16 protein-coding genes are annotated in these 18383 nt (G+C 62.7%); 8 read left to right on the top strand and 8 right to left on the bottom strand.

What is annotated here, in order from left to right; genetic code table 11:
- Positions 1-2: 2 nt before the first annotated feature.
- Complete coding sequence (locus tag MchiMG62_RS09210) at positions 3-1433, bottom strand: nucleotide sugar dehydrogenase (protein WP_221056698.1); 1431 nt, start codon at positions 1431-1433, stop codon at positions 3-5.
- Positions 1430-2332 carry a Gfo/Idh/MocA family protein gene (locus MchiMG62_RS09205; RefSeq protein ID WP_244987841.1) on the bottom strand — a complete coding sequence of 301 codons (903 nt, stop codon included), beginning with the start codon at positions 2330-2332 and terminating at the stop codon, positions 1430-1432. The genes MchiMG62_RS09210 and MchiMG62_RS09205 overlap by 4 nt, the downstream gene beginning before the upstream one ends.
- Positions 2333-2505: 173 nt before the next feature.
- Here MchiMG62_RS09205 and MchiMG62_RS09200 point away from each other — a divergent pair, with 173 nt between their 5' ends.
- Both MchiMG62_RS09200 and MchiMG62_RS09195 read left to right on the top strand, forming a co-directional pair.
- Positions 2506-3984, top strand: coding sequence for a flippase (locus MchiMG62_RS09200; protein ID WP_221056697.1), 1479 nt, complete (start codon positions 2506-2508; stop codon positions 3982-3984).
- Between the two features lie 86 nt (positions 3985-4070).
- Positions 4071-4508 (top strand): GNAT family N-acetyltransferase, encoded by a 438-nt coding sequence (locus tag MchiMG62_RS09195; protein ID WP_221056696.1) that lies wholly within the window; start codon positions 4071-4073, stop codon positions 4506-4508.
- 363 nt (positions 4509-4871) lie between these two features.
- On the opposite strand, the gene MchiMG62_RS09190 is transcribed toward MchiMG62_RS09195, so the two are convergent.
- Together MchiMG62_RS09190 and MchiMG62_RS09185 are read right to left on the bottom strand one after the other, a co-directional pair.
- Positions 4872-5324, bottom strand: a complete 453-nt coding sequence (locus tag MchiMG62_RS09190) for a DUF5814 domain-containing protein (protein WP_221056695.1) — start codon at positions 5322-5324, stop codon at positions 4872-4874.
- Positions 5321-5947: a DUF2150 family protein gene (locus tag MchiMG62_RS09185; RefSeq protein ID WP_244987662.1), complete on the bottom strand. Its 627-nt coding sequence runs from the start codon at positions 5945-5947 to the stop codon at positions 5321-5323. The genes MchiMG62_RS09190 and MchiMG62_RS09185 overlap by 4 nt, the downstream gene beginning before the upstream one ends.
- A 114-nt stretch (positions 5948-6061) precedes the next feature.
- On the opposite strand from MchiMG62_RS09185, the gene larE reads away from it, so the two are divergent.
- Positions 6062-6835 carry an ATP-dependent sacrificial sulfur transferase LarE gene (gene larE / locus MchiMG62_RS09180; RefSeq protein ID WP_221056693.1) on the top strand — a complete coding sequence of 258 codons (774 nt, stop codon included), beginning with the start codon at positions 6062-6064 and terminating at the stop codon, positions 6833-6835.
- Positions 6823-8001 carry a tRNA uracil 4-sulfurtransferase ThiI gene (gene thiI, locus MchiMG62_RS09175; protein ID WP_221056692.1) on the top strand — a complete coding sequence of 393 codons (1179 nt, stop codon included), beginning with the start codon at positions 6823-6825 and terminating at the stop codon, positions 7999-8001. The genes larE and thiI overlap by 13 nt, the downstream gene beginning before the upstream one ends.
- A gap of 377 nt (positions 8002-8378) precedes the next feature.
- Here the strand turns inward: thiI and pscS are convergent, their stop codons facing one another.
- Positions 8379-9557: an O-phospho-L-seryl-tRNA:Cys-tRNA synthase gene (gene pscS, locus MchiMG62_RS09170; RefSeq protein ID WP_221056691.1), complete on the bottom strand. Its 1179-nt coding sequence runs from the start codon at positions 9555-9557 to the stop codon at positions 8379-8381.
- A complete protein-coding gene (locus MchiMG62_RS09165) occupies positions 9554-9736 on the bottom strand; it encodes a hypothetical protein (protein WP_054847779.1) in 183 nt (60 codons plus the stop codon). Before MchiMG62_RS09165 ends, pscS begins: the two co-directional genes overlap by 4 nt.
- Positions 9737-9866: 130 nt before the next feature.
- Here MchiMG62_RS09165 and MchiMG62_RS09160 point away from each other — a divergent pair, with 130 nt between their 5' ends.
- From MchiMG62_RS09160 to MchiMG62_RS09145, 4 genes are read left to right on the top strand one after another with little or no spacing between them, the layout of a single operon-like run.
- Positions 9867-11027, top strand: coding sequence for a metallophosphoesterase family protein (locus MchiMG62_RS09160; protein WP_221056690.1), 1161 nt, complete (start codon positions 9867-9869; stop codon positions 11025-11027).
- Entirely contained in the window at positions 11014-14187 is a 3174-nt protein-coding gene (locus MchiMG62_RS09155; RefSeq protein WP_221056689.1) for an AAA family ATPase, read from the top strand. Before MchiMG62_RS09160 ends, MchiMG62_RS09155 begins: the two co-directional genes overlap by 14 nt.
- On the top strand, positions 14184-15224 hold the full coding sequence (locus MchiMG62_RS09150) for a DNA double-strand break repair nuclease NurA (protein ID WP_221056688.1): 1041 nt from the start codon (positions 14184-14186) through the stop codon (positions 15222-15224). Before MchiMG62_RS09155 ends, MchiMG62_RS09150 begins: the two co-directional genes overlap by 4 nt.
- Positions 15202-16800 carry an ATP-binding protein gene (locus MchiMG62_RS09145; RefSeq protein WP_221056687.1) on the top strand — a complete coding sequence of 533 codons (1599 nt, stop codon included), beginning with the start codon at positions 15202-15204 and terminating at the stop codon, positions 16798-16800. Before MchiMG62_RS09150 ends, MchiMG62_RS09145 begins: the two co-directional genes overlap by 23 nt.
- A gap of 89 nt (positions 16801-16889) precedes the next feature.
- On the opposite strand, the gene MchiMG62_RS09140 is transcribed toward MchiMG62_RS09145, so the two are convergent.
- Positions 16890-17393, bottom strand: a complete 504-nt coding sequence (locus MchiMG62_RS09140) for an OB-fold nucleic acid binding domain-containing protein (protein ID WP_221056686.1) — start codon at positions 17391-17393, stop codon at positions 16890-16892.
- Between the two features lie 12 nt (positions 17394-17405).
- The gene (locus MchiMG62_RS09135) at positions 17406-18278 is read right to left on the bottom strand and encodes a formate/nitrite transporter family protein (RefSeq protein ID WP_221056685.1); all 873 of its coding nucleotides are present in this window, start codon (positions 18276-18278) and stop codon (positions 17406-17408) included.
- Positions 18279-18383: the final 105 nt, after the last annotated feature.

Here is an 18383-nt window from a genome sequence, read left to right as displayed (position 1 = left end):
AACTACCGGATCGGATGGCTGTTCTTATCGCCGCGGCCGATGCCCTTGTAGATGAACCCCGCCCGGATGAACGCATCAGGATCGACGACGTTCCTGCCGTCGACGATCACCGGGTGCTCCTCTCCCGACAACTCCTTCACCCGCGCCGGATCGAGGGAGGCATAATGATGGTGGCCGGTGAAGATGGTGACGACGTCCGCTCCCGCAAGGGTCTCATCGAGATCGTGCGAGACCTCAACCCCCCGATACGTATCCACATACGGGTCGTGAACCCGGACTTCCGCTCCCGCCTCCTTCATCGCCGTGAGGTAGGGCTCTGCCGGTGTATTCCGGGTGTCATCGGAGTTCTGGATGAATGCCCATCCGAGGAGCGCGACCTTCGCGCCCTCCGGGGATTTCCCGGCCTGCCTGAGCCCCTCAAGAGTCAGGTGAACCATGTGTTCGGGCATGAACTCATTGATCTTCCGTGCGACGCCGAAGACCGACTCCGCCCCGTGCGGGTACCAGAGATCACCGCCGAGAACCTGTGCGCCCCGCTCGAGGTGCCATGAGTCCTTCGTGAGACAGTGGCCCCCGACCCCGGCGCCGGGCCAGAGGATCGCCCGGGTGATCCCCTCGCCCTTGAGGGAGTCGATCCCCGCACGGACGTCGTAGACATTGACGCCCATCGCCTCGCAGTGCAGCGCCAACTGGTTTGCAGCGGCGATCTGGAGGTCGCGGAAGGCGTTCTCGGCGGTCTTCGTCACCTCGGCCGCGGTTGCGGTCATCGGGATAATCTTCCCCGTCGTGAGGACGGGGCGGTAGAGTTCGACCGCCCGCGCCGTCGAGACCTCGTCGATCCCGCCGACGATCCGGTCGTGCTCGCGGATATTCCGGAGCAGCCGCCCGACCATCACTCGCTCGGGGGCATGGGCGAGGGCGAAGTCTTCACCGGCGACGAGCCCCGACTCTTCTTCGAGGATCTCGCGGGCCATCCCGGCGGTCGTCCCGGGGGTGACGGTCGACTCGAGGACCACAAGCGTGCCCTCCGAAAGGTGCCTCCCCACCTGCCGGAGCCCCTCAGTCAGGGCCGAGAAGTCGGGGATCAGGTCTTTTGGATCTGCAAAGGGGGTCTGGATCGCGAGCGTTACCGCATCGCACCCCGCGACCTCCGAGAAGTCCGAGGTACACTGGAACTTCCCCGCATCGACAACCTTTGCAAGAAGGTTTTCAAGCCCCGGCTCCTCGCCCTTGAGGGGTGATTCACCACGGTTCAGCATATCGATCTTGTAGCCAGATGAAGCGGAGGCCCGCTGGAACCCCAGGACGGACTCAAACTCCGGGGCATCTGCAAAGAGCACCGCGGCGGGGATGCCGACGTATCCCATCCCGACGACACCGATCTTCTTGATTGAACCCCCGGCGCTGATGAGCGATTGTAACCGGTTGCTCATGCCAACACCATCAAAGGTGAGAAACACCGCGTGACGTCTTCGCATATCTTCATATTCAACAGTGCCTGTGCGGGGCTGACCGGGAATTCGCGTCCCCGGGCCACGCAGTCGAGGAACGTCGAGAGTTCGATCTTCAGCGGCTCCTGCTTGTTCACGAGCACCTTCTCGATGATATTCTCCTGGACGTAGCGCTCGTCCTCGACCGCATACTGCCCGGGTTTTCTGTGTATGTAGATCTCCTGGGCCATAAAGTCCCCTTCGATGGTGAACTCCTCCTCCTCGATGTAGATCATCCGGATCTTCTTTGAAGACTTCCGGCTCGCCGAGAGGTATACCGGGGTTCCTCCGAAAGAGAAGAGGGCGCTGCAAACGTCCTCGTTCCCACTGCCGGTGAGTTGATAGGGGCCGTCCGGAAGGAGAACGTTTCGCACAATATCTACATCGTGGATCATCAAGTCCTCGACGACCGAGGAGCCGCTCACCCTGGACGATGCCGGGTTGTGCCGCTTCATCTCAATGTAGAGGGGACGTCGGACGATCTTCTTGATCTCAGGAACGATCGGGTTGAACCGTTCGATGTGCCCGACGCCGACGATGAGGCCGTCGGAGATCATCGCGATGAGCCGTCGCGTCTCCTCTGCCGTCGCACAGATAGGCTTTTCGATCAGCACCGGCACCCCGGCATCAAGCACCGTTTCCGCAACGGAGAAGTGGTAGGGCGTCGGGACACATACGCTCACCGCGTCGACGCTTCTGAGCAGATCCTCGACGGTCGGGGAGGCCGTTGCCCCGAAGGCTCCGGCAAGGTCGCTGGCCGCCTTCCCGTTGAGGTCGTACAGGTAGAGCGAGTCCACTGCTTTCAATTCCGAGTACACACGGGCATGGTTCCTGCCCATCATCCCAACACCGATTACTCCCACATCCAGGATCTCACCTCCCGCAAATCGTATGAGCGACCTCCTGTGTGCGCGGATCGTAATATATGTTGGCACAATTCCACCCGCCGGATCACGGTTATTTCTCCCGCACCAGTTCAAAATCAATAAGGCCTTTCCCGGCGAAACCAATGCTCGTGTTCCGTCCCTCCGGATACCTTGCCCGCGTCATGCGCATCGATGCCGTCCAGCGCCAGAGCGTCATCAGCCTCGCCTCGACGCTGGCCCTCACTGCAATCGGGTTCCTCTCCACGATGTACTTCGCCCACACGGTAGGTCCCGCGATACTGGGTGCGTACTACCTCTTTGTTGCCTACTTCAGCGTCTTCAACCTGATAGGCGATGGGGGGTTCGGCGGCGCCGCCGTGAAGCGGATCAGCGAGGGCGAGGACCAGAACGCGTACTTCACCGCATTTGCCCTCCTCCGGGTGGCGCTGGTGGTCGTCTCGGTGAGTTTTCTCCTCATCGCGCAGCCGTACCTCGTCAAACTTACCTCATCAGGGACGCTACCCTGGCTGATCCTCGCGCTGGTCGTCAGCGCCTTCACGAACATCGTCTTAAACGGTGTCTACGGGAGAGGAAAGGTCGGCATCAACCAGATCGGCAGCCTGGTCGATAACCTGACCCGGATAGGCATCCAGGTTGTCGCGATCATCCTTGGCTACGGCCTTGCCGGCCTCACCGGGGGGTTCGTTGCCGGGCTCCTTGCGGCAGGGATCGTTAACTTCCGGTTCCTCGACCTCAAGCTGGCACCGTTTTGCCGCTCTCACATCCAGAGCCTCTTCGCGTTCTCGTTCTGGACGTTCCTCAGTTCAGGCGGTTACCTCGTCTTTTCCTACGCCGATACCATCATGATCGGCTACTTCATGACCGATGCCGACATCGGCATCTACCGCGTGGCGCTCCAGCTCACGTCGATCGCGACGTTCACCACCGTAGCACTCCATACCACCCTCTACCCGAAGATCAGTTACTGGGGGAAGCAGAATGACCTCGCTTCAGTAGAGCGTGCGCTTGCCCGTGCCTTCACCTACTCGCTCCTCCTCGCGGTCCCGGTCGTTGCCGGGGGCTGGCTTCTCGGCGAACGCCTCCTCTACTTCTTCTACGGGGCGTCGTTCTCCACCGGCGCGGGGGCGCTTGCGATACTCCTGTTCGTCCAAGTGGCGAGCATCTTCATGTACCTCCAGACGATGTGCTTGAACGCCCTCGACCGGCCGAAGGACTCGTTCCGGGTGACGGCAGTCGCGGTCACGGCTAATGTCGTGCTGAACATCCTCCTCATCCCGACATACGGCATCGTCGGAGCGGCGCTTGCGACACTCGCCACCATGGTGCTGAACGCGGCGCTCTCCCGTCGCGCCCTTTCCCGGAGCATCCGCGTGCGGATTGAACCCGGAGCCGTGGGGCACATCGTCCTCGCCGCGCTTGTTATGGTGACCGTCGTCGTGATCTACTCGTTCGTCATCCCGCTCACGAACGTCTTCGTCGTCCTCGGGGCGGTCGCGCTCGGCGGGCTGGTCTACCTCCTGGTTCTTCTCAAGACCGATCGGGGCATCCGCGACGAACTGAAGGAGCTGATCATGGGCCTCGGCATCCCCTGGCCGGGTGTGCTCTGACGGCTCGTTCAGACGGCCGGGGTATCTCCTGCCCGTTCGATTAAATACCCGGGTGCGGCAATCTGTAGTCATACGCGAGGAAGACGATGGCAAAAGAAGTCCGTGAACTGGAGCATGAAGAATTCCCGCTTGCAGAGAAGGTCTGGACGCACTACCGCGGTCAGAAGGCCGACCCGGCGCGGGAGAGGATATTCGGCATCTTTATCGACGGAACCCTTGCGGCGACAGCACGCTGTACCCGCCATCCGGGCGGCCTTGAGATGGACTGCGTCTTCACGCTCGATGAGCACCGCGGGCATGGATACGCCAGGGAAGTCGTGCAGATGCTCCTCGAAGAATGCGGCTCCGAGACGATCTACATCCACTCGACCCTCCCCCTGATCGAGTTCTACGGGAGCCTCGGTTTTGAACCCATTCCGGAGGCAAGACTGCCGGAGAGTATCAGAGAGCGGTTCATCTTCTGCTTTGGGGAGATGGCGGGGTGCAACGTCGCCCCCATGATGCGGAGCCCGAGGACAAGATAGATCCCAGGCGCTCTGGATATTTTCATCCCGTTTTTACGACGAAACGCACAGAAGGCCCCCGACTTCAGTCGGGGGAGCAATGACGTCGCCCCTCACCATGAGATGCGGGATATTCCAGGTTCACGGAGATGGCGCTGGCTGGGGGCCGGACTCCGGCGGCGGAAAGGGTTTCGCCCCTCGACATGTAAGTCTTTCCCCGGCGGCGCAGTCGTCGGACTCCCGATGAACGGTCTGGACCTCTCCTACCGGGAGAACGTTACCCTGCGGCTGAACTACTTCATCGGGTATATGCTTCCTGACAGGTACTTCGAGATTGACCGGGGAAAGAAGAGATCTTGACCGGCACCGCGAACAGGACCGGGTCTAATGCTCGATCTTCTTGATATGCTCGATGGCGTTCTCCGCCAGTCTCTCCCGCCCCTGCAGCTCGGCGACGTCCCGGATCGCCTCAAGCATGTGGACGGAGTCTTCGAGGAAACTCAGGATGTCGGCAGGGTAGAGGTCGATCCCGTATTCGTCGAGGAGGTGGGCGCTGATCTGGCGGTGATCGAGCCCCAGCTCCCGGAATTCGATGATGGTCAAGGTGAACTTCCTCTCCGGGCATCCGCAGAAGGGTGCGTTCTTGCACTTGCAGTCCATGAAGTCGCGAAAAAAGGCCAGGAGCTGCTCGTGCGTCCGGCGGTCGAGGTTCTCGAAATCGATTGCCTTCCCGAGCGACTCAAGAAACGCGCCCGAGAAGACATGGTCCGGGAGCCGGAACCCTGCTGCCCGCTCAAGTTTCCGTGCTGCCCGGAACCGGGCTTTATCCGCAATCACGACGCCTCGCCGGGCTCCTCGTCGAATTTCGCAAGCGACTTCATGGCGTTGCTCATGGTCTCGACCTCGATGAGCCACTCGTCGAAGAGGGACGGGTTCTCCACGTTGTCCTTGATGTATTTCGCGCAGCAGGTGGCGCCGTCGACCACGGCGGCCCCGATATTCGCTGCAACCTCGAGCGCCTCCTCGAGGTTCTCCTCGTCGATACTCTTGCCCTTCTTCACGAGGGTCTTGATGTCCTTGTCGAACTCGCCCTCGAGGTACTTCCGGCAGGCGGTGAAGAGCACCAGCAGGGAGAGCTGGAACGATCCGATGATATCTTCGAGTTCGCCCTCGGGGAGCCCGGTCATGACGATCAGTTCGACGTCGTCGAGTTTCTCCGTGGCCTCCTCCTTCGTGAACCGGCCGTTCTGGTAGAGACGGACGATCTTCAAGACCGAGAGGGTGATATCCTCGGTGAAGCTGAAGAGCATCTGCTCGCCTTCCGAGACCTCCTCGCCTTCGGCTGGCTCGAAATTTGCTTCCTCCAGCGTCTTGATCCAGTTGTCCCAGCGCTCCTGATTGTAAAAAATATAGAAGAGTTTCATGGGTTCTGCCTGTTTGGCACTCGCTTTCTTCGCCATATCATTACACATTCGGAGTGCCTCTGTTAAAAATCATTTGCTCTTCGTGCAGATACCGGGAATTGGCGCGATTCGCGAACATTCATCTAGAACGAGCGAGCATATGAAGAGCAGATGACGAGAGTTCGCGGGCTTGATACACTCCTGAAATCCTATGAACCCGTTGCGGTCGCGCTCTCCGGTGGAACGGACAGTTCGGTTCTGCTGGGCCTCGCCCGGCATCACGGGGTTCAGGCGATCGCGATCAGCGTCGATACCGGCCTTACCCCGCCGGGAGAGCTCGCGGCGGCGCGCAGACTCTCGGAGCGCCTGGAGGTTCCGTACATTGTGACACCGCTCGATATGCTTGAGATCCCCGCTGTCCGGGAGAACCGGCCGGAACGGTGCTACGTCTGCAAGCGGGCGATGATGGAGGCGGTCTTGGCGGAGGCACGCCGCCAGGGTTGCCGGACGGTGGTCGACGGAACCCACGCCGACGATCGGCCCGCGGAGAGGCCCGGGATGCGGGCGCTCTCCGAACTCGGGATCAGGAGCCCGTTTGCCGAGTGCGGCATGGGGAAGGCGGAGATCGAGGCCCTTGCGCGCGAACTCGGGGTTCCCGTCCGCCCGCCGTCCGCGTGCCTCGCAACCCGCATCCCCACCGGCGAGCCGGTCACCCGGGAGTGCCTCGCGCTCGTCGCGGCGGCAGAGTCTCTCCTCGCGCGGGAGATCCCGGGAACGATACGCGTCCGGTGCACCGGCGGCGCCCGGGCCCTGGTCGAGGCCGACCCGGCGCACCGCCGGAGGCTTGAGGAACTGCTCGGTGCGGTGAAGGAACTCGGGTTCGAGGACGTAGCGATAGCCTCCGGCGGCTACCGGGAAGGAGGTGCGGATTCGTGGAAGCGGTGATGGTCAGGTACGGGGAGATCTTCCTCAAGAGCGAGACGGTAAAGCGTCGGTACATATCGATAATGACGGGGAATATCGGCCTTGCGCTGGAGGCTGAGGGGCTCACCCATCGTATCGAGACTTACCGGGGGCGGATCATGATCTACGGCGACGAGCCCCGGCGGATCGCGGTGGCGGCCGCAAAGACCTTCGGGGTGGTGAGCGCGAGCGTCTGCACGGTGACCGCGGCGGATATCGAGGGGCTCGCGGTCACGGCGGTCGAGTATGCAGAGAGGAATCTTGGGCCCGGGATGTCGTTTGCGGTCAGGGCGCGCCGGTCGGGTGTCGAGGGGTTCAGCAGCCAGGAACTTGCGGCGGCGGTCGGTTCGGCCGTCCTCGACCGGATACCGGAGGCGAGGGTCGACCTGACGGCGCCCGACTACGAGATATTCGTGGAAGCCCGGGAATACGGCGGCCTTGTCTACGACGAGAGGATCGCAGGGCCGGGCGGGCTTCCCTACGGGACGCAGGGCGAGGTGATGGCCCTGCTCTCGGAAGGGATCGACTCGCCGGTCGCGTCGTGGCTGATGATGCGCCGGGGGTGCCGGATGGTGCACGTTAACATGCACGGCGGGCGGTTCGGGGGTGGGGATGCGGAGAAGAACGTCCTGCAGAACCACGCCCGGCTCTCTCGCTGGGTTCCGGGGCACACTCTCGATCTCCTGGTCGTGGAGATGGAGCCGTTCTTTGCGGCGATCACGGCACTGAAAGAGCCGCGCTACCGGTGCGTCCTCTGCAAGCGGTTCATGCTCAGGGTGGCGAGTATCCTTGCAGAAGAGCGGGGAGCCGCCGCTCTGGTCAGCGGCGACAACCTGGGGCAGGTTGCGTCCCAGACGCTCGCGAACATGGCGGTGATTGCTCCTGCGGCGACGGTCCCGGTGCTCCGGCCGCTGATCGGGTTCGACAAGGAGGAGGTCGTCGACCGCGCACGTGCTATTGGAACGTTCGAGGCCCACCCGGGAGACGTCGGGTGCACGGTCGCCCCCCGCTACCCCTCGACTGCGGCGCCCGCGGAGACGATCATGAAGATCGAGGAGGAGATCAATGCGGGGGGGCTCGCGGAACGGGCGGCGGGGGCGGTGCGGCGGTTTCGGGCGAAGAACGGGGTGGTTGAGGAGGTTGGGTGATGGGATTCTCAGCCATTGAATGCGTGTTAATCCACGATTGTTCCTGGAAAACTTTCACTCTCTCTTAATCTGCATAATCCATGCACGGATTTCCATCGGCTATCGCCACGCACTGCCCCCGCCCCAAGGGGCGGGGGAGGAGGCCGAAGGCCGGGTGGGGTGGGGGTTATAGGTATCTCCTTTGCGTAGTAGAGACAGGGGAGGGGGAGACCCCCTCCCCGTCGGCCCCACCCCTGCGTGGCGATACTCCCACGGTCCACTGTACCGGGCTTTTGATCGACTACGGCAAGTTCTCACTGGTTTGCCCAGGATCTTTACGACAATAGCGCCACGGCCTGCCCAAACCCACTCAAAAATTGAATTCCGGGGGATATCCCTCAGATGATATTCAGCCCATTCTCCCGGGCAACCCCGAGGAAAGCCTCCCCCACGTGCCGGATCTGCTTCTCCGTCAGCCCGAAGGTGTTGAACTTCCAGACCCTGGTGGAGCCGGGGATGACGCCGGTGATGCCCCGCTTCTTTAAGTCGCTCGAGAGGAAGAAGCCGCGCTTCTTGTGCTGCTGTGCTACTGTATCGAAGGATTCGCGGGTATCGATCCGGGTCAGGGTGTGCTGCCGCGGGTAGTCGGAGAGGACCTTCGTCCCCTCGATGGAGAGGAGGGCGTCCACGACCGCCTGCGAATGCGCCACCTCGGTATCCCAGTGCTTTACGCGCTCCCGGACGCGGGGGAACGAGGCCATCATCCCGACGACGGTGACCCCCATCAGGGTGCAGCCCATCATCTCGACCTCTTTGAGACCGAACGTCCGGCCGGTCACGTCTCCCTTCGCCTGCGTCGTCCGGAATACCCGCTCCGCGTGCTCGTTCGTCGTCGCGAGGACGCCTGAAGGCGCCGGGGCCGCCATGCTCTTGTGCCCCGACCCGACCACGAAATCGGCGCCGAGCGCATTCCCATCGACGGGCATGATCCCGACGGTGTAGGCCCCGTTGACGAGGACCGGGATGTCGTACTGGTGGGCGACCTTCGCGATGCCCGCGACGTCGTGGACGTTCCCGAACTGGTAGTCGACGTGGTCGACGAAGAGCAGGGGCGGCGTCTTCGAGAACTCCCGGATCACCGCCTCGATCTTCTCTGCCGCGGCATCGGGGGTGATATGGTTCTTCTTGTCCTTCGGGATCTCCCGGGGGATCCCGCCGGCCGCCTCAACCGCCATGAACTCGGTGTAATGGGCGAGCGCCGTGAGGATGACCGGGTCGCCCTTCTCGACAAGCGTGGAGGCGACCGCCTGGAACCCCCGGCGGGCGCCGGGGACGACCCGCGCCGTGTCCATATTCAGCCACGCAGCGAGATCCGCGTGGTACTGCGCAATGGGTGGGTTCTTGATATAGTCGAGCCGGGGAGGGTTCCGGCAGTTGTCGCAGACCGAGTAGCCGTCCCCGTACGCTATCGCTGCCCTCATGGCTTCTGCGGTGAGCCGCCCGCCCGCCTGGATGGGGTCGATGTTGATGTACATCTCCTCGACGTCGCGGGACTCGATATCGACCGCGCACTTCACCGGATCAACTCCTCTTCGAGGATTGCAACCTGCCGTTTCACCTTATCGAGGGTTGTTGCGGCGCGCGCTTTCTGCACCTCGTCAAGGTCATGCCCGGGAGCTGTCTCCCGGAGCAGGAACCGGACGTCGGATAGGAGGAATAGTGCCTGAAAAACTGCATCTACGGCCCTTTTTGACACGAGATCACCATACAAATATCAGCGAGGATATATTAGATTACGCGTGTTCCGGAAACCGGTCCGGTACCGGATACATTCGCGCCGCGCAGATCAGGCATTTATACTCAAGGAACACGGAGACTAATTGGGCATGAAGATCGTTCACCTGGCAGACACGCATCTCGGATTAGCGGCTTTTAACCGGGTTGATCCGGAGACCGGGATGAACCTGCGCGAACAACTCATCTACGACAACTTTCTTGCTGCCATCGACCGGATCATCGCCATGCGCCCTGACGTGTTCGTCCACGCGGGCGACCTCTTTCACCAGGTCAAGCCGAAGACCCGCGCTTACACGACGGCGCTCGACGCTCTCTCCCGTCTGCACGATGCGGGGATCCCGATGCTCGTGGTCGCGGGCAACCACAGCATGGCGAAGACCCGATACACGGCGTCGCCGTTCGAGGTGCTTGAGCGGGGCGGCTACGCTGCAACCGACCTCTACGTCGCCCACCACAACCGCTACCGGCGAGTGGAACTGGGAGATACGGTCTTTCACCTGATACCGAATATGCTCGAGGTGGAAGGCTACCGGAGGGCGTTTGAGGGGATTGAGTTTTCCGGCGGCAAGAACGTGCTCGTCACCCACGGTCTTGCAAGTATTCTCTCGGATAAAAGGCTGCACACCGTCGCCGAACACGAACTGGACGCGACCATCCTCTCCGACCGGTTCGACTACATCGCGCTCGGTCACTACCACAACCAGGTGCAGGTCGCCGACAACGCCTGGTACAGCGGGTCGCTCGAACACTGCAACTACGGCGAGATCGCGGAGGAGAAGGGCGGCCTCGCCGTGAACCTCGCGTCGGGAGAGGTCGAGCATATCGATCTTCCGCGCACGCCGATGTTCAGCCTCGGCAGGATCAACTGCGACGGGCTCTCGGCCAGAGAGGTCGTGGACGGCATCCTCGATGCTGCCGATAACCATGAACAAAAGATTCACCACGCTATCTGCCAGGTCACGCTCGACGGGATACGCCGCGATACGCTTCGCGCGCTCGACCAGAAGGCGCTCCAGGATATCCGGAACCGTGCGCTGGACCTCAAGCTGCAGGTGCTGGCCGTCGACGATCCGTCCCGGATCTTCTACGAAGACTCGCTCGTCGGCATCGACTACGTCGCCGAGTTCGAGCGGTTCGTGGAGAAGGAGCACCTCGCCCCGGGCGACGAGGAGTTCGTGAAGAAGACGGGGACGGAGGTCCTCCGGTCGGTCATCGCGCACCATAAAGAGGGAGAGCGTGCTGCTGAATAAACTCCGGATGCGCAACTTCAAGCGCTTCCGCGACCAGGAGATCGTCTTCCAGGACGGCATCACGGGGATCGTCGGGAACAACGGGACCGGCAAGAGCAGCATCGTCTCCGCCGTCCTCTTTGCCCTCTACGGTCTGCAGGGGACGGGGCTCGACGGAAACTACATCGTCAGCTCCTTTGCGGGGCCGCAGGACGTCTGCGAGGTTCGCCTGGACTTCTCGGTCGGCGGCAACGAGTACGCCGTCGTCCGCAGATTCAAACGCCGCCCCTCTTCGACGCTCCACGAGGCAAACCTCTACCTGAACCAGAAACTCCTCGCGAGCAGCGTCCAGAAAGTGGGAGAGGAGGTGCAGCGGGTTGTCGGCATGGGGCCGGGCGATTTCCGCAACACCATCTACGCCGGGCAGAAGGAACTCCTTGCCCTGCTCGAGAGCAGGGCCGGGTCCCGGAAGGACTGGTTCATGCAGGTGCTGGGCATCGATTACCTCAAGAAGGACAGCATGGAGCACCTCAAATCGATCGTCGATGCCCGGGAAGGGAACTGCCGCGAGCTCTCCGGCCGGCTCCAGGAACTGGATGCCGACGAGGTTCGCGGCCGCCTTGCAGCGCTCCGCACCGAGCTCGCCGGGGTGGAGGAGGAGGCGGAGAAGGCCCTGGGGAGAGAGACGGCTGCCGCGGAGGTGTTCGAGCGTGCGAGGAAGGAGCGCGATCGGCAGCTCTCCGTGCGCGAGCGTTACCTGCACCTTGCGCGGGAAAGGGAGGTGCTCGCGGCCGAGATCGAGCGGCTCCGGAGCGAGTGCCGGGAGACGGAGGGGGAGATAGCCGAACGGCAGCGGCTGCAGGCCGAACTCGAAGGACTCGCTCCCCTCGCCGACCGGTATGAGGGCCTGAAAGCCGAGACGGCCGCGATGGCCGAGGAGAAGGCGCTCGCCGACCGCCTGAACCTCGAAGCGAAGACCGCGGAGGGGCAGGTCCGGGAGTACGGCGAGCGCCGCACGAAGATCGAGGCAGAACTCGCCGCGCTTGCAGGGGACGAAGAGGCGGTTGCCGATCTCGAGCGGGACGTCGGGGAGTGGCAGGCACTCCGCGATCGCATCGCTGCGATGACAGAACTCCAGCCGGAGTACGACGCCCTCCGCGAAGACCTCGCGCGCATGGACGAGCGGTTCGCCCAGATCGAGCGGCGAGTCGGGGAGAACCGGACGGAGATCGAAGGGATCGAAGAGAAGGTCGAACGCCTCCGCGCGCTCGAAGAGGAGATCGGGGAGTACGACGCCCTCCTGGCCCGCGAGGAGGTGTTTCTCCGGGCCCAGGAACTCGCCCGCCAGGAGGAGCGGTGCCTGCGGGAGGTCGACGCGGCTTCCGAAGAGATGAGCCTCCTCGAGAGCGAGATTGCCGGGCTTGCCCGGCAGCTTGCCGGGATGGGCTCGATCGAAGATGAGATCGAATCTGCGGAGAGCCGGAAAGAGTACCTGACCTCGCGGATCAGCGCGTGCGCCGAGCGGCAGGAGACGCTCCGCGAGGAGATCCGAAGGCTTGCCGAACACCGGGCGGAGATCCTTGCCGCCGGCCCGGAGGGGTCGTGCCCGACGTGCCACCAGGGCCTCGGCGACCACTACGAGCAGTTGCTCGGCGATCTTGCAGATGCCGCCGCGGCGATGCAGAAGACGCTCGCCGATCTTGAGGGCGGGTATGCGAGGGCGACCGCCGACCGGGAGAGCCTCGGCGCCGCGCTGAAGGATCTTTACGAACAGCGCACCGTCTCCCAGCGCCTGAAAGAGCAGCACGCGCTCTATTCGTCCCGGTATGAGCAGAGCGCGAGCGTCGGAGAGCGGTGGCGGGCCGAGGCGGAGGGTCACCGTGCGGCGATGCGGACGCTCGGCATGGAGGGGTACGACCCGGCGGCGCACGCCGCTCTCAAGGAGCGGATCCGTGCCCTTTCGGAGAAGCGGACATCGGCCGATACCCTCCGGGGCGAGTGCAGCCGCCTCCCCGTCCTCCAGAAGGAACGGCAGCGACTCATCGCCGACGTTGAGGAGTATCTCGTCCGAAAAGAGGAGGTTGAGGCGAAGATCTCCCGGCTCGGGTTCGACCCGGCGGTCCGGCAGCACCTGGAGAGCGAGGCGCAGGCGCTCGAACCGTCCTGGCGGGCATACACGGAGGCGCAGGCCCGGCTCACGCGGCGGCCGGCGCTGGAAGAGGAACTGGAGGACGTCTCCGCACGGATCACCGCACTCGAAGGGAGGCTGCAGGCTATCCGGGACGAACTCACCCGCCTCTCGTTCGACCCCGACCGGTTCGCACGCCAGAGCGAGGAGTTCAGTCGCGCTGAGGCGGCGCATCATCGGGCGCTCGAACTCCGCGTCCGCCTCGAAGAGGTCCCGAGGCTGGTCGAGGCGCTGGAGGCGAAGCAGGGCCTCCTCGCGAAGAGGGAGGCCGAACGGTTCCGGGTCGTGGAGGCCGCCGAAGGGCTCGGGTTCAGCGAAGAGGCGGTCACGGCAGCAGAGGAGCGAGCCTTGAAGTGCGAGCGAGACCTCCTCGCGGCGCGGGAGCAGCGATCCGCCGTTGCTTTCAAGATAAACGGCCTCAAGATGGATATCGAGAAAGAGACCGGGAGACTCTCGCGCGCGGACGACCTCCTCCGGCAGCAGGAAGCGCTCACCGAGGAGATCGCCCGCCTGAAACTGACCCGGTCGATGATCAAGGAGTATACCGATCACCTCCTCCAGGTGGTCAGGGACCGGATCGAGGAGGAGGCGGGGAGGGTGCTCTCAGAGATCACCGACGGGCGCTACAGCACCGTGATGCTCGACGACGACTTCACCGTCCTTGTCCACGACATGGGAGACGACTACCCGGCCGAGCGGTTCAGCGGCGGAGAACAGGACGACATCGCCATCGCTCTCCGGGTGGCGCTCTCCCGGTTCCTCGCCGAGGTGAACGAGGTGCACGACTCCACGTTCCTGATCTTCGACGAGATCTTCGGGAGCCAGGACGAGGGACGGCGGAGCAACCTTCTCCGGGCGCTCCGGACCCAGGAGGCCCACTTCCCCCAGATCCTCCTGATATCCCACATCACCGAGGTCCAGGACGAGTTCTCGACGACGCTGATGGTCGAGATGGGCAGAGATCAGGCGAGCCAGGTCAGGGAGTTCGAATGACCGATCCGAATGCCGTCTACCGGGACGCGATCCGGAGAATCGCGGGGCGGATTCGCGAGTGTTCCCCGCCCGACCTTGCCGGACGGTTCGCGGTTGCCGGGGGGTTCGATGCATCGTCGTACCGCCGCTGCCCGTCCAGGTTTGACGGGGCGATCTGCGCGGTGGACGGGAGCAATACCGTCATCCTCGATGCAGGCAGTTTTGCCGTTGCCGCCGTCCGGGCATCGGTCAGTTCGTACGCGGGCGGTTCACGCCTCCACCACCGGACGACGCCTCTCCAGATCGTCACGGTCAACCCCGGGACGGGGAACGAGGACTTCGACGAGATCTATCACGACTGCTTCCACTGCGCCCCGAAGGTGCCCCTCGACCACGACGACCCGGTCCGGAACACCGCCGTCATACGGGATACCCTCGAGTTCTGGGCGGCGACGGAGATGGCCGCGGAGCTCGATGCCGGCGACCTCATCGTCCTCGACGGCACGCTCCAGGTTCGCCACGCGAGCCACGGCGAGGTCGTCGAAAAACTCCTGAACCTCTGCAATCTCCGGGGCGTGCTCATCGCCGCGGTGACGAAACGGACGTCGCTCACCTGGGGCGACGGACACCCGATCGTCCCGGCAGCGGAGGGGCTTGCACGTGACCTCGGCGTCCCCGGACCCTGGTACCTCTGCGTCTCCACCCCCGAAGGCCTGATCGACCGCCGGGAGACGGACTCCTGGAAGCAGCGGGGCGAGCAGTACGTCGCACGGCTGCATCCGCGGGCGGAACGGGCGTTCAAGGTGGAGATCCCCGCGCTCTACAGCCCGGAGAAGGTCGAACGGGTCTTCTCGGCGCTCGCGGCCTACGCCGACGACGGGCGCGTCACGGGCTACCCCTACCCGCTCCTCGACGCGCACCTCACCACCAAGATCGGGAAGGATGCGGTCGAGCAGGTCCGCCAGGACATCATCCGGGACATGGACCGGCTCGGCATGACCCTTGCCGACTATACCGGCATCTTTGGTGACTATCATGATGAGTTTGACCGATATTAACGGCGATGACGCCTCGAAGTACCGCCTGATCGGCGACCGGGTGCTCGGTTACCGGTTTGCCGCCCCCCACGACGCGGAACTCTATCTCGGGGACGTGCTGAAGATCACGGACAGTGTCAAAGGGCTGACGTTCTTTGCCAAGGTGACCGATCTCCTCCACGACTGCAACTTCTCCGACCCGAAGTGGGACACCCGCCCTCATACCGAGCACTTCTACGGGATAGGAGAGGATGTCTTCATCCTCGTCGAGGCGATGCCGCTCGGGTACGTCGGGGGTGACGGCGCCTTCCGCAAACCCCGGACACTTCCTGCGAAGTTCTCCCGTGTGGAGCGCCCGGAGTCCCGCGACTTCGCGTTCCTCGCGCAGGTGATGGGCGAGATCGAGGTCGGCGTGATGAAGACCGGCCAGGGCGTCATGAAGGACGTCAGGGTGGCGCTCCACGCACAGGTGATGCGTCAGCACATGGGTGTCTTTGCGACGACCGGCATGGGGAAGAGCAACTTCATGAAGGTCTTCTGCGCCTCCTGCATGCAGGCGCGGGAGTTCGGGCTCCTCATCGTCGACCCGCACGGCGAGTACGTAGCGGGGGGGCGGTCGTCGAGCGGAGAGGCTACCATGGGGCTCCTGCACTACCAGGCCGGCCGTGACGGGCTCGAGGTCTTCTCCACCCGGCCTGAGTCGTTCAGGAGAAAGTACCACCTGAACCAGCTCTACCTGGACTACGACGACTTCAGGGCGCCCGATCTCCTCCTCCTCTACGAGCACTCGCCGCCCCAGCGCGAGGTCGTGGAGATGCTCGAGAGCACGCCCGGTTCCGAGGTGATCGACTTCTTCCAGAGCACCGATTTCGCGACCTTCGACGCCGAGACCTACACCGGCCGGCACCCCCGGATTGCGAACGACCTGAAGAACTTCTCGCCGAGCACGCTCTCGGTGATGCAGCGGCGCATCACCGGCATGATGAACCGGAACCGGGACTTCTTCCGGAGGCAGGGTTCCTCGATCCCGGATATCCTGAAGGCGCTCCACGAGAACAAGGTCGTCCTGATCGACATCCCCGGAATAAGCGAGCAGAGCGAGCTCTTCGTCCTCTCGATCATAACGCGCAGGATCATGCGCAGCCACCAGGGCGAGGAGGCCGGGGGCGAGGGGGAGCCTAAACAGGTCTTGATCACCATCGAGGAGGCGCAGCGGGTGCTGGGCTCAGGCTCGGGGAGCACCCGGACGTTCCGGGAAGCCGCGATGGAGGGGCGGAAGTTCGGCGTGGGGCTCTGCGTGGTCACCCAGCAGCCCAAGAACATCGATGCCCGGGTTCTTGCGCAGTTGAACACCTTCGTGGTGATGGGGCTCTCCGATCGTGGCGACCGCGACACCATAGCAAGCAGCGCAAAACAGGATCTCTCGCGCCTGGATACCGAGATTCAGACGCTCGAGCGAGGAGAAGCGGTCATCAGCACCATCGGGATACCCTTCCCGGTGAGCACCCGGATCCATCTCTTCGAGGAGTATATCGCGGATCTCAACAAAAAACCGGCGGCAACGCCGATAGACGACGGGCTTGAAAAGACGTTTTAGAATACAAACACGAAGGTGATTCTGGCAGGAAACCGTACCGTTTCCGCCGCCCCTTCACTGAATTGCTTGACGCCCTGCGGGCGTCGGAATTACTGATCGTTCTTGATCTTCCGTATGGAGACGCAGTTGATGACCGCATCCCCGGTCATGATGTAGCGTTTGACGACGGTTCCGAGCACCTCGACCACATCCCCTTTCTGCACGTTTTCTGTCGGCGAGGTGAACATCTTGACCGATATCTCACCTGTCCGGTCGGCAACGAGGTACTGCGGCCGGTTGAGGAACTGGAAATAGACCCGCTCGACGACACCTTTTATGCGCACCGGTTCACCGAGCCGATTCAGGGTAATCTCCCGTATTCGGGCGTTCTTTGCTTCCGCTTCATACATCGGCACCAGCGACGCATACTGCTTCTGGCTCATGTAGTTAAGTGCCATGGGTATGAGAAGCAGCATGACAGCCGACGGAACCGCCCAATACAGCGCGTATACATCCCCGGTTGAGAAGACATACACCGCGATCAGGATAACAAAAAAGAGGAAGACGGCCAGCGCAACGGCCGTCACCCTCACTTTGACATCTCCGATTTGCATCGTTAATCAGGGTTACTTAAGGGCTGCAATTTCCTTTCTGAACGCGACCCAGTAGAGAACACCGACGAAGAAGAGACCTCCGACGATGTTGCCGAGCGTGACCGGGATGATGTTGTTGGTCCACATGGCAACCCAGTTGACTGTGTCGACTGCCTTCGTGGGGTCGATGCCCGTGCAGAAGATGCCCGCGGGGATGAAGTACATGTTCGCAACACTGTGCTCGAACCCGCTGGCAACGAAAGCGAAGATCGGGAACCAGATACCGACGATCTTGCCTATCGCGTCGTCGGCACAGATACCGAGCAGGACAGCGAGGTTGACGAGCCAGTTACAGGCGATCCCCTTGAGGAAGACCGACCACATGCCCATAGCACCGAAGTAACTCGTCTTTGCGGTTGCTATGGCAACTGCTCTCAAACCAAACGCGGTGAGCGTTGCGGTTCCGGCGGCATCGAAGCTGACAAACGGGCCGTATGCCATGATGTACGCGAAGACCACCGACCCGATGAGGTTGCCGACATATACCCAGAGCCAGAGGTTGAGCACGCTTGCCCAGCTGACCTTGTGGATAAACGCCGCCATGGGGGCGAGCATCGCGTCGCCGGTGAAGAGCTCAGCACCGGTCATGATTGTGATGATAAGCCCCACAGGGAAGACGGCACCCAGAATGAGCTGGGAGATACCGGGACTCGCGGCACCGAACCGCATCGCGACGTCGGTTGCCTGGATGCCGGTCGAACAGACCGTCGCCAGGGCAGCACCCATGGCGATGAACGCTCCGGACAGGAATCCACGCAGGACCATGTTCCAGGCGGGGAGTCCGACCTTGTACTTTCCGGAATCACCCGCTTTTGCTACGATAGCAACTGGAGGATGGAATACCATTTTTCATACACCTCTCTAAACGTCCTACCTATACCATCAAGTAATTCGAATGGATAGGTCTAGTTAATCAGTAATTTAAGAGTGCTATTAATAGGTTTCGAAATG

The organism is Methanoculleus chikugoensis (genome assembly GCF_019669965.1).
In the GTDB taxonomy this organism is placed as follows: domain Archaea; phylum Halobacteriota; class Methanomicrobia; order Methanomicrobiales; family Methanoculleaceae; genus Methanoculleus; species Methanoculleus chikugoensis.
This window is presented reverse-complemented; position numbering and strand designations above follow the sequence as displayed.